This is a genomic window from Aquabacterium sp. (genome assembly GCF_036273115.1).
In the GTDB taxonomy this organism is placed as follows: Bacteria; Pseudomonadota; Gammaproteobacteria; order Burkholderiales; family Burkholderiaceae_C; genus Aquabacterium.
The window spans coordinates 407,665-420,540 of sequence record NZ_DASUIN010000002.1 but is presented as its reverse complement, the minus strand read 5'-3'; the positions used below and the strand labels follow the sequence as shown (position 1 = coordinate 420,540).

11 protein-coding genes are annotated in these 12,876 nt (G+C 61.3%); 4 read left to right on the top strand and 7 right to left on the bottom strand.

Going from position 1 to position 12,876, the window contains the following annotated elements; all coding sequences use genetic code 11:
- Positions 1-62: 62 nt before the first annotated feature.
- The 4 genes from VFW72_RS02680 to VFW72_RS02665 all read left to right on the top strand — a co-directional run bounded on the left by VFW72_RS02680 (position 63) and on the right by VFW72_RS02665 (position 4,855).
- A complete protein-coding gene (locus VFW72_RS02680; RefSeq protein ID WP_329672715.1) occupies positions 63-668 on the top strand; it encodes a TIGR00645 family protein in 606 nt (201 codons plus the stop codon).
- 64 nt (positions 669-732) lie between these two features.
- A complete protein-coding gene (locus tag VFW72_RS02675) occupies positions 733-2,259 on the top strand; it encodes a fumarate hydratase (protein ID WP_329672714.1) in 1,527 nt (508 codons plus the stop codon).
- A gap of 167 nt (positions 2,260-2,426) precedes the next feature.
- Positions 2,427-3,770, top strand: coding sequence for a patatin-like phospholipase family protein (locus VFW72_RS02670; RefSeq protein WP_329672713.1), 1,344 nt, complete (start codon positions 2,427-2,429; stop codon positions 3,768-3,770).
- Between the two features lie 20 nt (positions 3,771-3,790).
- A complete protein-coding gene (locus tag VFW72_RS02665; protein WP_329672712.1) occupies positions 3,791-4,855 on the top strand; it encodes an MBL fold metallo-hydrolase in 1,065 nt (354 codons plus the stop codon).
- Here the strand turns inward: VFW72_RS02665 and VFW72_RS02660 are convergent.
- The 7 genes from VFW72_RS02660 to glp all read right to left on the bottom strand — a co-directional run bounded on the left by VFW72_RS02660 (position 4,850) and on the right by glp (position 12,864).
- Complete coding sequence (locus tag VFW72_RS02660; protein WP_329672711.1) at positions 4,850-5,518, bottom strand: PEP-CTERM sorting domain-containing protein; 669 nt, start codon at positions 5,516-5,518, stop codon at positions 4,850-4,852. The two genes, VFW72_RS02665 and VFW72_RS02660, sit on opposite strands and share 6 nt — an antisense overlap.
- Positions 5,519-5,768: 250 nt before the next feature.
- A complete protein-coding gene (locus tag VFW72_RS02655; RefSeq protein WP_329672710.1) occupies positions 5,769-6,647 on the bottom strand; it encodes a PEP-CTERM sorting domain-containing protein in 879 nt (292 codons plus the stop codon).
- A gap of 140 nt (positions 6,648-6,787) precedes the next feature.
- Entirely contained in the window at positions 6,788-9,385 is a 2,598-nt protein-coding gene (gene clpB, locus VFW72_RS02650) for an ATP-dependent chaperone ClpB (protein WP_329672709.1), read from the bottom strand.
- A gap of 113 nt (positions 9,386-9,498) precedes the next feature.
- Positions 9,499-10,722 carry a GGDEF domain-containing protein gene (locus VFW72_RS02645; RefSeq protein ID WP_329672708.1) on the bottom strand — a complete coding sequence of 408 codons (1,224 nt, stop codon included), beginning with the start codon at positions 10,720-10,722 and terminating at the stop codon, positions 9,499-9,501.
- A 102-nt stretch (positions 10,723-10,824) separates the two neighbouring features.
- A complete protein-coding gene (locus tag VFW72_RS02640) occupies positions 10,825-11,322 on the bottom strand; it encodes a molybdenum cofactor biosynthesis protein MoaE (RefSeq protein ID WP_329672707.1) in 498 nt (165 codons plus the stop codon).
- A 7-nt stretch (positions 11,323-11,329) separates the two neighbouring features.
- A complete protein-coding gene (locus VFW72_RS02635) occupies positions 11,330-11,596 on the bottom strand; it encodes a MoaD/ThiS family protein (protein WP_329672706.1) in 267 nt (88 codons plus the stop codon).
- A complete protein-coding gene (glp, locus tag VFW72_RS02630; RefSeq protein ID WP_329672705.1) occupies positions 11,593-12,864 on the bottom strand; it encodes a gephyrin-like molybdotransferase Glp in 1,272 nt (423 codons plus the stop codon). Before glp ends, VFW72_RS02635 begins: the two co-directional genes overlap by 4 nt.
- Between the last annotated feature and the right edge of the window lie 12 nt (positions 12,865-12,876).

Genomic DNA, 12,876 nt, shown 5'->3' with positions numbered 1-12,876 from the left:
CAAGACAGGACATTGCGCCAGTCTCTAGAATTTGTTACCTCGGACATTCCCCAAGCACACCCATGAATAAATCAGACAAGCCGGTCAAACTTGGCACCATTCCCAGCCTGATCTTCGCCAGCCGCTGGCTGCAATTGCCGCTTTACCTCGGACTCATCGTGGCCCAAGGCGTTTACGCCTTCCATTTCTGGGTAGAGCTGGTCCACCTGGTCGAGGCCGCCTTTGGCAACCAGGAAGCGTTGCAAGCCATTTTTGCGGCATCCGGACAACGCTCGGCTGAGGCTCCCACCCACCTGACTGAAACGACCATCATGCTGGTGGTGCTCGGCCTGATCGATGTGGTCATGATCTCGAACCTGCTGATCATGGTCATCGTGGGGGGCTACGAAACCTTTGTGTCGCGCATGCACCTGGAAGGTCACCCAGACCAACCTGAATGGCTGGACCACGTGAACGCGTCAGTGTTGAAGGTGAAGCTGGGCACCGCCATCATTGGCATTTCGTCCATTCACCTGCTGAAAACCTTCATCAACGCCGAAAACTACTCGGAAAAGGCCCTGATCGCCCAGACGGTGATTCACGTGGCCTTCCTGCTGTCAGCCATGGCCATTGCCGCCACCGACCGCATCCTTCACGCCGGACACCAGAATTCCGACAAGCCGCACTGACGCCACGGTGTGCCTTTGGCACAATGTCGGTCTATTCCAATCACCGCCCCACAAAGGCCCAGCCATGACGACCATTCGTTACGACGATCTCGTTGAAAGCGTCGCAGCCGCGCTGCAATACATTTCCTACTACCACCCCGCTGACTACATCGCCCACCTGGCTCGCGCCTACGAGCGCGAAGAAAGCCCCGCTGCCAAGGACGCGATCGCCCAGATCCTGACCAACTCGCGCATGTGTGCTGAAGGCCACCGCCCGATCTGTCAAGACACCGGCATCGTCAACGTGTTCCTCAAGGTGGGCATGAGCGTGAAGTGGGAAGGCTTTGGCGCCCGCAGCATTCAAGAGGCCATCGACGAAGGCGTGCGCCGCGGCTACAACAACCCCGACAACAAGCTGCGCGCGTCGGTGCTGTCTGACCCCATCTTTGAACGCAAGAACACCAAGGACAACACCCCCGCTGTGGTGTTCATGGAGTTGGTGCCCGGCGACAAGCTGGACGTGACCGTGGCCGCCAAGGGCGGTGGCTCCGAAAACAAGTCCAAGGTCTACATGCTGAACCCATCTGACAACATCGTCGACTGGGTACTGAAGACCGTGCCGACCATGGGTGCTGGCTGGTGCCCACCCGGCATGCTGGGCATTGGCGTGGGTGGTACCGCCGAGAAGGCTGCCTTGCTGGCCAAGGAAGCCCTGATGGACGACATCGACATGTACGAACTGCTGGAGCGCGGCCCCCAGAACAAGCTGGAAGAGCTGCGCATCGAGCTGTACGAGAAGGTCAATGCCCTGGGCATTGGCGCCCAAGGCCTGGGCGGCCTGACCACCGTGCTGGACGTCAAGATCAAGACCTACCCCACGCACGCTGCGTCGAAGCCCATCGCCATGATCCCGAACTGCGCGGCCACCCGCCACGCCCACTTCGTGATGGATGGTTCCGGCCCCGTCTATCTGGATCCCCCCAGCCTGGACCTGTGGCCCAACGTGCACTGGGCACCTGACTACAACAAGTCCAAGCGCGTGGACCTGAACACCTTGACCAAGGAAGAAGTCGCCAGCTGGAAGCCCGGCCAGACCCTGCTGCTCAACGGCAAGATGCTGACCGGCCGCGATGCCGCCCACAAGCGCATTCAAGACATGCTGGCCAAGGGCGAGAAGCTGCCCGTGGACTTCACCAACCGCGTCATCTACTACGTGGGTCCGGTTGATCCGGTGCGTGACGAAGTGGTGGGCCCAGCTGGCCCCACCACCGCCACCCGCATGGACAAGTTCACCCGCATGATGCTGGAGAAGACTGGCCTGATCGCCATGGTGGGCAAGGCTGAACGCGGCCCCGAAGCCATCGCCGCCATCAAGGACGCCAAGAGCGCCTACCTGATGGCCGTGGGCGGCTCGGCTTACCTCGTGTCCAAAGCCATCAAGGCTGCCAAGGTGGTGGGCTTTGAAGACCTGGGCATGGAAGCCATCTACGAGTTCGATGTGGTCGACATGCCCGTGACCGTGGCAGTTGACGCAGGGGGCACCAGCGCCCACATCGAAGGGCCCAAGACCTGGCAAGCCAAGATCGGCAAGATCCCCGTAACGGTGGCGTGATCCTTCGGGTTCTCGCCCATCCAAAAAGCCCCGGCTGCTCGCACCGGGGCTTTTTTGTTTCTGTCCTCGGTGTTGCGCACCCATGCCCCAACTCCCTACAACTAGGGGCAGCACACCGCCGCTGATCGCGCTACTGTCCTCGTATCAGCCACTCTTCGCCCTACATCATGTCTACCACCAACGTCAGTCGCGAAGACTTTCTTGCCTGTACGCGCGCCTACCAAGGGCAGTTGAAAGCACTGAAAGCCAAACAGTACAGTGATGTGATCGACAGCCAAGGCCAGCAGTACATCGATCTGGTCCTAGAAGGCGGCGGCACTTTGGGCATTGCCCTGCTCGGCTACATCCACGTACTGGAAGAGGCTGGCCTGCGCTTCATCGGCATCGGAGGCACCTCGGCTGGCGCCGTGTCAGCCGTGGCGCTGGCAGCGGCAGCCAAGCCATCCGAATCGCGCATGCAGCCGCTGATGGAGATTCTGGCCAACATGCCAATGAGCAGCTTTGTGGATGGCAAGGAACCGGGTGACACCGATGCCATCGAGGCACTGAACGCCTGGATGAAAGGCCGCAACCTGCTCGTAAAAACATGGAAAACCGCGCAAGTTCTGGACAACCTGCACGAAATCCATGCACTGAACCGCGGCCAGACCTTCTTTGACTGGATGTCGGCGCTGATGCGAGGCTTCAATGGTGGCAAAACCATGACCACAGCAGCTCTGCGCGAACGCATGCATGACCTGCCTCCTCTATGGGTGTGCGACAGCGCCCTCGACAGCGACTATGACGGTTTGCCTGTCAAGCCCTACACGGTGCAGGCCGACGGGCGGCGTGTACTCACCCGCAACCCCAACACCGACTACCTGTGCGTGATCGCGGCCGACATTTCGACTGAAAGCAAAGTGGAATTTCCCAAGCACGCGCCGCTGTACTGGCAGGAACCGGAACAGGTCGATGTGGCGAATTTCGCCCGCGCCTCCATGTCGATTCCAGGCTTCTTTGAAACCTACCAGATCGATTCCCTGCCCCTGGAGCACGCCCGGCCCCTATGGAGGGAGGCTCACCCCTACCGGCCCGCTCGCGCATTCGAAGGTGAATTCCTGCCCAAGCGGCACCATTTTGTCGACGGTGGGGTGCTGTCGAATTTCCCGATCAACGCCTTCCACAACCCCAGCCGCGTGCCTTTGCGGCCCACCTTCGGGGTCAAGCTGCAATGGGACGAATACCGTCACGACATCAAAACCCTCATTGACGTGGTCACTCAGTCGTTCAACTCGGCACGCCATGCGCTCGACAGCGACTTCATTCACCGCAACCCCGACTTCAGCAAACTGGTGGCCTTCATCGACACCCAGGATGTGAACTGGCTCGACTTCGACATGCCCAGAGAAACCAAGCTCCGGCTGTTCGAGATGGGGGTGCAGTCGGCCATCAACTTCCTGGAAGGCTTCGATTGGCCTCGCTACAAGGAAATTCGCCGGCTGATGCTGAAGGCCAGTCTGATTCAAGCCTGAAGGGTTTGTACAGTAGCGGCATGAAAAACCGCTACTACAACCCAGCCAAGCCGCACCACCGGCCTGACGGTTTCCAGAACAACTACCAGTCGTTTCGCGGCAAGCGCTGGCACGAAATTCTGCGCTGGCGCTGGAATGCGTGGCGTGCAGGGCATCCACGCCCCTTGACCGAGCCCATCCCGGTCATGTCGCCTGACCTGGACTTCATTCACGCGAATGCCCAGGCTGGATTGAACATGCAGCCGGCGGTGACCTGGATCGGGCACATCACCGTGCTGGCCCAGATGGGCGGACTGAACATTCTGACGGACCCGGTTTTTTCAGAGCGCTGCTTTCCGGTGCAATGGGCGGGCCCCAAACGCGCCACCCCACCCGGATTGAGTCTGGCTCAGTTGCCGCGCATTGACGTTGTCCTGCTGTCGCACAACCACTATGACCACATGGACGAGGCCTCGCTGTTGGCTCTGGCGCAGCAGCCAGGAGGCCCTCCTCTGTTCATCACCCCACTGGGTCACCAAGCATGGTTTGCCCGGCGAGGCATTCGCCATGTGGTCGAACTGGACTGGTGGGATACGCACGTGTTGCCAGCAAGCGACCGCTCGGCCCGCATGCCCATCACGTTGACACCCGCTCAGCATTGGTCAGCGCGCACCGCCAACGATGCCCTGCGCAGCCTTTGGGGTGGTTTTGCCGTGCTGGCACCCGACTGCCATTTGTTCTTTGCGGGCGACACCGCCTACTCGAAAGACTTTGCCGACATCCGTCAGCACTTCGCTCAAGCGCAGAAACCCGATTCAGGAGGAGGATTCGACATCGCCCTGCTCCCCATCGGGGCCTACGAGCCACGTTGGTTCATGAAAGACCAGCACGTGAATCCGCAGGAATCGGTTCAGATCTTTCACGACCTGGGCTGTAAAAAAGCCATCGCGGTGCATTGGGGCACCTTCCAGCTGACCGACGAAGCCTTGGACGAGCCGCCACGAGAACTGGCCCGCTGCCTGCATCAGGCCGGGCTGAGTTCAGATCAATTCATGACACTGGCCATCGGAGCCACACTCAAGGTGCCGCCCCGCCAAAGATCATGACGCCTTGACGCGGCGCTTTCGCTGCATGAAGCCACCCACACCAAGCCCGGCGACGAGCAACCACAGTGTGGCTGGCTCATCGACCGCCGGGGCAGGCCCTGGCACGAAGCCGAATGGGTCGCCGTCGTGCACGGCCCAGGCACCGCCTTTGGCCACTTTGGGCACGTAGGCTTGTGAGCCTGAGAAAGGGAAACTGGTCCACAGCGCCCACGCCGTCATCACATTGCCTTGGTAGGTGTCTTTCGTCCAGAACAGGTCGGCTGAAAAATTCCGGATCGCACCGTCGCGCAAACCGGGTATCAAGATCGACCCACGCGCAGGCGACTGGTCTCCCCCCAACTCCAGGTTGGCGTAGTACATATGGCCGAGCTCGCTCGCGCGAGCATCGCTGCCAGCTCCCGGGGTGACGAGATCAATCGATTTGGTACTGATCCGCGATGTCACGGCCGGCAACCGCCACCCGTTCACGCCAAAGAAGTCCAGCCCTTGAACCCAGGAGGCTGCCGACCACCACATCGAGCCGTCTGCAGGCAAGGCCCCCGTCGTTGCGGAGTACCCCGCATCGGCCAACCAGGTGATATCCAGAACGGTGTCGTAATAAGCTTCAAAACCGTTGTCGGGGTTCTTGTCGGCATCTCGACCTTCCAGGGCCGCATGAGCCATGAGCGGTACGCTGGATAAGGCGCAAGCCAGCATGGCCGCCTGAGTAACTGCCCGAACTACACGATTGCTCGAATGCATATGACCCCCGTTTTCCGTTGGACGGATTCCGATTAAACGCCCAATGATTTCGGACATCAATCAACCAGAACCCTGACAAGATGGTGTCAGGGTTCTGGCGGGGTAAACCTTGCATTAGCGACCAAAGCCGCCCATTCATGGCGGCTTATCGGCTCTTGTCAGAAAGCGCCGATTACGCTTTGCGCTGGCGACGCGCCCAGCCTCCCAGGCATGCCACGCCCACCAGAGCGAAAGCGGCAGACGCGGGCTCAGGAACAGGGGCCGTGACGGCGGCCGCGCCCACCCCGCTGACTTTCGTCAGCAAGGTCAGAGTGGCCAACTGTGTGGCATTGCTGGTGTTTTCGAAGACCACCTTGAGTTCGCGGTCACGGGCGTCCTGAGCCGAAGCGCCGCTCACCCAGACCACTTCCATCTGGCCCGTGGCCGCGTTGAGCAGATAGTCGTAGTACCCCCCGGCAGTGGCGGTCGCCGTCAGCGAATCCACAAACGAGTAGTTGATCGCGCCGTTGTCAGTGCCATAGCTGTAGCTCAAACCCAGCGAGGCCAGCGCCTTGGCCCAGTCAGAACCGTTGCCACCGGGATCTGCCGCGGCGGCCAGCACAGACGCCTTGGCCGTGATGGTCAATCGCGAATGAGCCGCCAGACTGACGTTGCCGCCCTGCCCGGTCAAGGCAGAAGCAGCGAAGTTGGAGTTGCCGCCATTGGCCAGGCCTTGCGCGTTCAGGCTCCAGTTGCCGACAGGCAATGAAATCAGTGAGGAGGCCTGAGCATGGTCACTGGCCCCTTGCACGCTGTACTGGAAAAACGACTGGCTCTTCTTTTTCGAGGCGCTGCCGTCACTGGTGTCGTCGAGCGCCGAGGCCGACAGCGCGGTCAAGCCACTGCCGTTGCCCGACAGCCAATTGAAAGAGGCTGCCACCCCGTCGAACTGGTTCAGGTCTTCGAGTTGAAAGTGAAAGTCGCTCAAGCCTGCGGAGGCATTGGAAGCGGCATGGCCCATGGGGGCTACAGCAGCCAGACCCAGGGCCGCCCAGATAGCATGTTGACGCATGGTGTAGTCCTTTTGGTGGGCGCGTCACACTGGGTGAGCACGCTCTGATTCGAGGAGACCACAGCGTGCAAGGGTGTCATGACAGCGTCACGACACCCGGACTACATACCCCCACACCCCGGGGGACACCCGGGATGCGTTCAATGGACCACGCGCTCGAACTGAAATTCGCCGCCGTCGTCGACCTTGACCGGAATCACATCCTTCGGGCCGAACTTGCCTTGCAGGATGAGCTTGGCCACCGGATTCTCGATGCGCTGCTGAATTGCGCGCTTGAGCGGCCGGGCACCAAACACCGGGTCGAAGCCCACCTTGGCCAATTCAGCCAAAGCCTCAGGCGACACGTCGAGCTTCATCTCCATCTGGGCCAGGCGGCCTTCCAGCGCCTTGAGCTGAATCTTCGCAATGGATTCGATGTGAGCCTGATCCAGCGCATGGAACACCACCACCTCGTCGATCCGGTTCAAGAACTCGGGACGGAAGTGCTGCTTCACCTCCACCCACACCGCGTCCTTGATGTCCTCGGCGGGCTGCCCGGCCATCTGCATGATGTGGTGAGAGCCCAGATTCGAGGTCATCACGATCACCGTGTTCTTGAAGTCCACCGTGCGGCCTTGACCATCGGTCAGGCGGCCATCGTCCAGCACCTGCAGCAGCACGTTGAACACGTCAGGGTGGGCCTTCTCGACTTCATCGAGCAACACCACGCTGTAAGGCTTGCGTCGCACGGCCTCGGTCAAAGTACCGCCCTCTTCGTAGCCCACATAGCCGGGAGGCGCCCCGATGAGACGGCTCACCGAGTGCTTCTCCATGAACTCGCTCATGTCGATGCGGATCAGGTGGTCTTCGCTGTCGAACAGGAAGCCTGCCAAAGCCTTGCACAGCTCCGTCTTACCGACCCCCGTGGGGCCCAGGAACAGGAAGGAGCCATAGGGACGGTTCGGGTCAGACAGGCCCGCACGCGAGCGACGGATCGCATCGGACACGGCCACGATGGCCTCCTGCTGACCTACCACTCGCTCGTGCAATTTGTCTTCCATCGACAAGAGCTTGTCGCGCTCGCCCTGCATCAGCTTGGACACGGGAATGCCGGTGGCGCGGGCCACCACTTCGGCGATTTCTTCCGCGCCCACCTGGGTGCGAAGCAAGGTGGGACGATCAGATTGACCGCCCTTCTTGGCGTTTTCCTTGTCCTGCGCGTCCTTCAGACGCTTTTCCAACTCGGGCAGCTTGCCGTATTGCAGTTCAGCCACCTTGTTGAAATCACCCTTGCGCTTGAACTCTTCCATCTGGAAGCGAATCTTGTCGATCTCTTCCTTGATGGTGGCGGAGCCTTGGGCCTGGGCCTTTTCGGCTTTCCAGATGTCTTCCAGGTCGGCGTATTCCTTTTGCAGCTTGTCGATCTCTTCTTCGATCAGGCCCAAGCGCTTGATGGAGGCTTCATCCTTCTCGCGCTTCACGGCTTCGCGCTCGATCTTCAACTGGATCAGACGGCGATCCAGACGGTCCAGGGCTTCGGGCTTGGAATCGATTTCGATCTTGATTTTGGCCGCCGCTTCATCGATCAGGTCAATGGCTTTGTCTGGCAGGAAGCGATCCGTGATGTAACGGTTGGACAGCTCTGCCGCCGCCACGATGGCCGGGTCAGTGATCTCCACACCATGGTGCACTTCGTACTTTTCTTGCAAGCCACGCAAGATGGCAATGGTCGCCTCCACGGTGGGTTCGCCCACCAGGATCTTCTGGAAGCGACGCTCCAGGGCGGCATCCTTTTCGATGTACTTGCGGTACTCATCCAGCGTGGTCGCGCCAATGCAATGCAACTCGCCGCGCGCCAGAGCGGGCTTGAGCATGTTGCCAGCGTCCATCGCGCCATCGGCCTTGCCCGCACCGACCATGGTGTGGATTTCGTCGATGAACATGATGGTCTGGCCTTCGTCCTTGGCCACTTCTTTCAGCACACCCTTGAGGCGCTCTTCGAAGTCACCACGGTACTTGGCACCGGCCAGCAGCAAGGCCATGTCCAGCACCAGCACGCGCTTGTTCTTGAGCGTGTCCGGCACTTCACCAGCCACAATGCGCTGGGCCAAGCCTTCCACAATGGCGGTCTTGCCCACACCAGGCTCACCAATCAGAACGGGGTTGTTCTTCGAGCGGCGTTGCAGCACCTGGATGGCGCGGCGAATTTCTTCGTCACGACCGATGACGGGGTCGAGCTTGCCCTGACGCGCACGCTCGGTCAGGTCCAGGGTGTACTTCTTCAGCGACTCGCGCTGACCTTCGGCTTCGGGGTTGTCCACTTTTTGGTCTCCACGCACGGCTTTCACAGCGGCTTCCAGCGATTTGCGGGACATGCCGTGGTCACGCGCCAACTCGCCGGTTTCACCCTTGTGATCAGCCAGGGCGAGCAGGAACATTTCGCTGGCAATGTAGGGGTCGCCTTGTTTGTGGGCTTCTTTTTCAGCCCCTTGCAGCAAGCTGACCGTATCGCGCCCGGCCTGCACCTGATCGGCGCCCTGCACTTGCGGAAGCTTGTCGATTTGCTTGGTCAAGGCCGCCGCCAATGGGCCGACCTTGACGCCCGCTCGCTCAAGCAAGGCCTTGGGGCCGTCGTCTTGCTGAATCATCGCCAGCAAGATGTGGGCGGGCTCGATGTAGGGGTTGTCGCGGGTGACTGCCAGGCTTTGAGCCTCGGTCAGCGCTTCCTGAAATTTGGTGGTGAGTTTGTCCAGACGCATGAGCACTCCTGTTGCCCCTTGGGTTTGAGACTGCATGGGGGCCGATTGCATTCGGAGATGGGGGAACCCCACCGCATTTCAAGACCCCGGGAAATCTCGGTGCTTGCGTCAGATCAAGAATGCACCACTTCAGAAGCCGGCGGCATGGTGTCCACAGCCTCCTCCGGCAACGAGAAGGCCACCTGGTTGCGCCCCGCCTCTTTGGCTTGCGCCAGGCTGGACTCGGCCATGGCCAAGGCATGTTCAAGCGTCTCGGAGGGGTGGTGATAAGCCACCCCCACACTCAAAGTCAGGCGCACCAGCCCCGCCGTGGTCTGGGCAGGCTTGGCCTCGATGGACGAGCGCAGCCGTTCAGCCACCACTTTGGCCTCATGGGGCTGCCGAATCGGGAGCAAAACGACGAACTCTTCGCCGCTGTAGCGTGCCAGAAGGGCGTCATCACGAAGGCGATCCTGCACCACCTGCACCACATGGCGTAGCACATCGTCCCCCACCAAATGGCCGTAGGTCTCGTTGACACGCTTGAAATGGTCCACATCCAGCATCAGTACCGCCAACTGATCGTAGGGGCGACGGCGCGCCAGAATCATGCGCTCACCCAGCTCACGCAGCCCTCTGCGTGACAAGGCGCCAGTCAGTTCGTCAGACAAGGCACGGGTATGCAACTGCTGCTGCAGGCGCTCATTGAGCATGGCCACCACCACGCCAAACCAGGCCAAAGGCCAGATGGCCACCACCATCGCACTCGGCAAACCCCACCAGTCTGGAATCTGCGTCCAGGGCCCATCGGGCGTGCCCTCTGCGGGCCCCCCCAAGGCTCGCACAAGGTGGATGCCCCAATTCGCGACCAGGCCCGTGAGCATGGCCAGCAAACCCCATTCACTGACGCTGATTCTGGCCCCCCGCACAATGGCCCACGACTGCTCAAGCAACACCGCCAGGCAGATCAGCGAGAGCGTGGCGTACAACACCCGGGCGTAATCGGCCTGCGACAGCCCCCAGGCAGACAGCCACAAGGCCAAGCCGACAAAACTCATCAGCCCCCAGCCCAGCCAAGGCGGAGTCCGACGCCCCTGCAATTGTCGAGAGGCCCAGCCCAACAGGACCAAACCCATGGCTGTACACCCTTGCGCAGCCTGAAAAACCAGATGCACACGGTCAGCCGGCGCGAGCGACGCCAACAAAATCGGCGCAGAAAACAAGAAGCCCCAACGGTAGAGCGTGAGCGCGTAACCCACGCGCGCCTGATCTGCCCGAACGGCAAAACACATGAGCAAGCCGAACAAGGACGCCGCGCCACTGATGGCAAAGCTGGTGAACATGTCGGGTTGAATCATTCGGGCTGGCACCTGATGGAGCACTGAGGAAACCACAGCATGCCACCGAGTGCTCCCGAGCGGAAGCCGGAAAAATCGGGAAAATTTGGCGTTTGACTGCGTTCAGCCCTGGCGCCAGCGGTCCATGGCCTGGTCGTCAGACGCGCGGGCATCCACCCACTGCCCCTGCCCGTTGACCACTTCCTTCTTCCAGAAAGGGGCGTCGGTTTTGAGCCAGTCCATCAGGAATTCGCAGCACTGGAAGGCCTGCCCGCGATGAGCGGAAGTCACCGCCACCAGCACGATCTGATCGGCAATGGCCAGTGGCCCCACCCGATGAATGACCCGCGCATTGAACACATCGAAGCGTTCTTTGGCCGCATCGATCATGCGGGCAATGCTGAGCTCGGTCATACCCGGATAGTGTTCCAGCTCCATGACAGCCCCTTCGGACGAGGCCGCATCAGGGCGCCATTCGCGCACGGTGCCCACGAACGTCACCACCGCGCCCACGCGGTGGTCACCCGCACGCAAGCGCGCCACTTCGGTCGACACATCGAAGTCATCTGGCCCCACCGTCACGCAGGCCAAAGAGGGGCTGGTTTGAGGCACGGATGCCATGACGACCTCAGCCACCGGTAACCGGCGGAAAAAACGCCACCTCGGCCCCATCGGTCAGGGGCTCGTTGGCAAAGCACATGGTCTGGTTGCAGGCTGCACGCAAGCCCTTGGTCTGCGCCAGAACTTCAGCGTGGTCATCCGATTGCCGAATCAGCCACTCACGCAATTGGCCCACCGTGGCAGGTTTGTCGGCAGCGTCGTCCGCCCAAGACACATCTTGCCCCGCCCCCAAGCGCTCACGCACCGAGGCGAAATATCGAACAGAAATCTTCATGCAGTCTCCTGGCGGGCATGGGCCGCCGGCTGCATCAACTCTGCCACAGGCCAATAGGCCACGGTATCGCCCGGTTGAACTACCTGTTGGGGTGCCAGATCGACCAAACCGTCAGACCAGGCGGCCGAACTGAGTACGCCGGAGCCCTGATGCGGATGCAGCAGCACCCCCATGTCGGCATCGAGGCGCACGCGCACGAACTCGCGTCGCTTGTCTGGGCGGGGCCATTCGAAGTGGGCCTTCAAGCTTATGGGTCGGGGCAAGACCCAGCCCAAACCACCCAACACATCCATCACTGGTCGCACCAGCATCAGGAAGGTCACGTAACTGGCCACCGGGTTGCCAGGCAGCCCCATGTACAGCGCCTTCGAGCCATCCTGACGACGAATCCAGCCGCACACGAAGGGCTTGCCGGGCTTGATGGCCAGGGCCCAGAACTCCAAACCACCTTCGGCCAGCACGGCATTGCGCAGGTGGTCTTCTTCGCCCACCGACACACCACCGCTGGTGATGATCAGGTCATGTCCTTCAGCGGCTTGCCGCAGGGCCGCGCGGGTCTGCTCCAGATTGTCTGGAATCACGCCCAGGTCAGCGGCTTGGGCGCCACAGGCCTGCACCAGCCCTCGCAGGGTGTGTCGGTTGCTGTTGTAGATGGCACCAGCGGGCAAAGGCTGGCCAGGCATGACGAGTTCATTGCCCGTGGTCAGCACGGCCACGCGGGCACGGCGATACACCGGCACCTGCGCTGCCCCCACCGAGGCCGCCACGCCCAGCGCAGCTGGCGTCAGGCGCACGCCGGCAGACAACACCGTCTGGCCGGATTGAATGTCTTCCCCCGCACGGCGAATGTTCTGCCCCAGGCGAACGGTCTCATTGAAACGAACCAGGCCCTCGCCGGCTGCTTCGGTGTGCTCTTGCATGACCACAGCATCGGCACCCGCAGGAATTGGCGCACCGGTGAAGATGCGGGCACAGGTTCCAGGCTGCAGCGTCGCGCCAACCTGCCCTGCCGCAATGCGTTGCGACATCGGCAAGGCCGCCCCCGGGCCAGACAAGTCAGCCACCCGCACGGCATAGCCGTCCATGGCGCTGTTGTCCAGCGGGGGCACCGCCACGCTGGAGACGAGGTCATTCGCCAGCACCCGGCCCAGGGCGTCAAAGCTGTCGATCTGTTCCAAAGACAGGGGGTTTGACGCCACGTGTTGCGCAACCATGTCGCGCAACCGGGCCCACGCCTCGTCCAGAGGCATCAGGGGCTTGGGTGCCATGCAGAAAACTCG

Coding starts and splice junctions, on each gene's coding strand:
- VFW72_RS02645 (WP_329672708.1), bottom strand. CDS start 10,722: ATGATTCAACCCGACATGTTCACCAGCTTTGCCATCAGTGGCGCGGCG.
- VFW72_RS02660 (WP_329672711.1), bottom strand. CDS start 5,518: ATGGCTCATGCGGCCCTGGAAGGTCGAGATGCCGACAAGAACCCCGAC.
- VFW72_RS02655 (WP_329672710.1), bottom strand. CDS start 6,647: ATGCGTCAACATGCTATCTGGGCGGCCCTGGGTCTGGCTGCTGTAGCC.
- VFW72_RS02680 (WP_329672715.1), top strand. CDS start 63: ATGAATAAATCAGACAAGCCGGTCAAACTTGGCACCATTCCCAGCCTG.
- VFW72_RS02640 (WP_329672707.1), bottom strand. CDS start 11,322: ATGGCATCCGTGCCTCAAACCAGCCCCTCTTTGGCCTGCGTGACGGTG.
- glp (WP_329672705.1), bottom strand. CDS start 12,864: ATGGCACCCAAGCCCCTGATGCCTCTGGACGAGGCGTGGGCCCGGTTG.
- VFW72_RS02665 (WP_329672712.1), top strand. CDS start 3,791: ATGAAAAACCGCTACTACAACCCAGCCAAGCCGCACCACCGGCCTGAC.
- VFW72_RS02670 (WP_329672713.1), top strand. CDS start 2,427: ATGTCTACCACCAACGTCAGTCGCGAAGACTTTCTTGCCTGTACGCGC.
- VFW72_RS02635 (WP_329672706.1), bottom strand. CDS start 11,596: ATGAAGATTTCTGTTCGATATTTCGCCTCGGTGCGTGAGCGCTTGGGG.
- clpB (WP_329672709.1), bottom strand. CDS start 9,385: ATGCGTCTGGACAAACTCACCACCAAATTTCAGGAAGCGCTGACCGAG.
- VFW72_RS02675 (WP_329672714.1), top strand. CDS start 733: ATGACGACCATTCGTTACGACGATCTCGTTGAAAGCGTCGCAGCCGCG.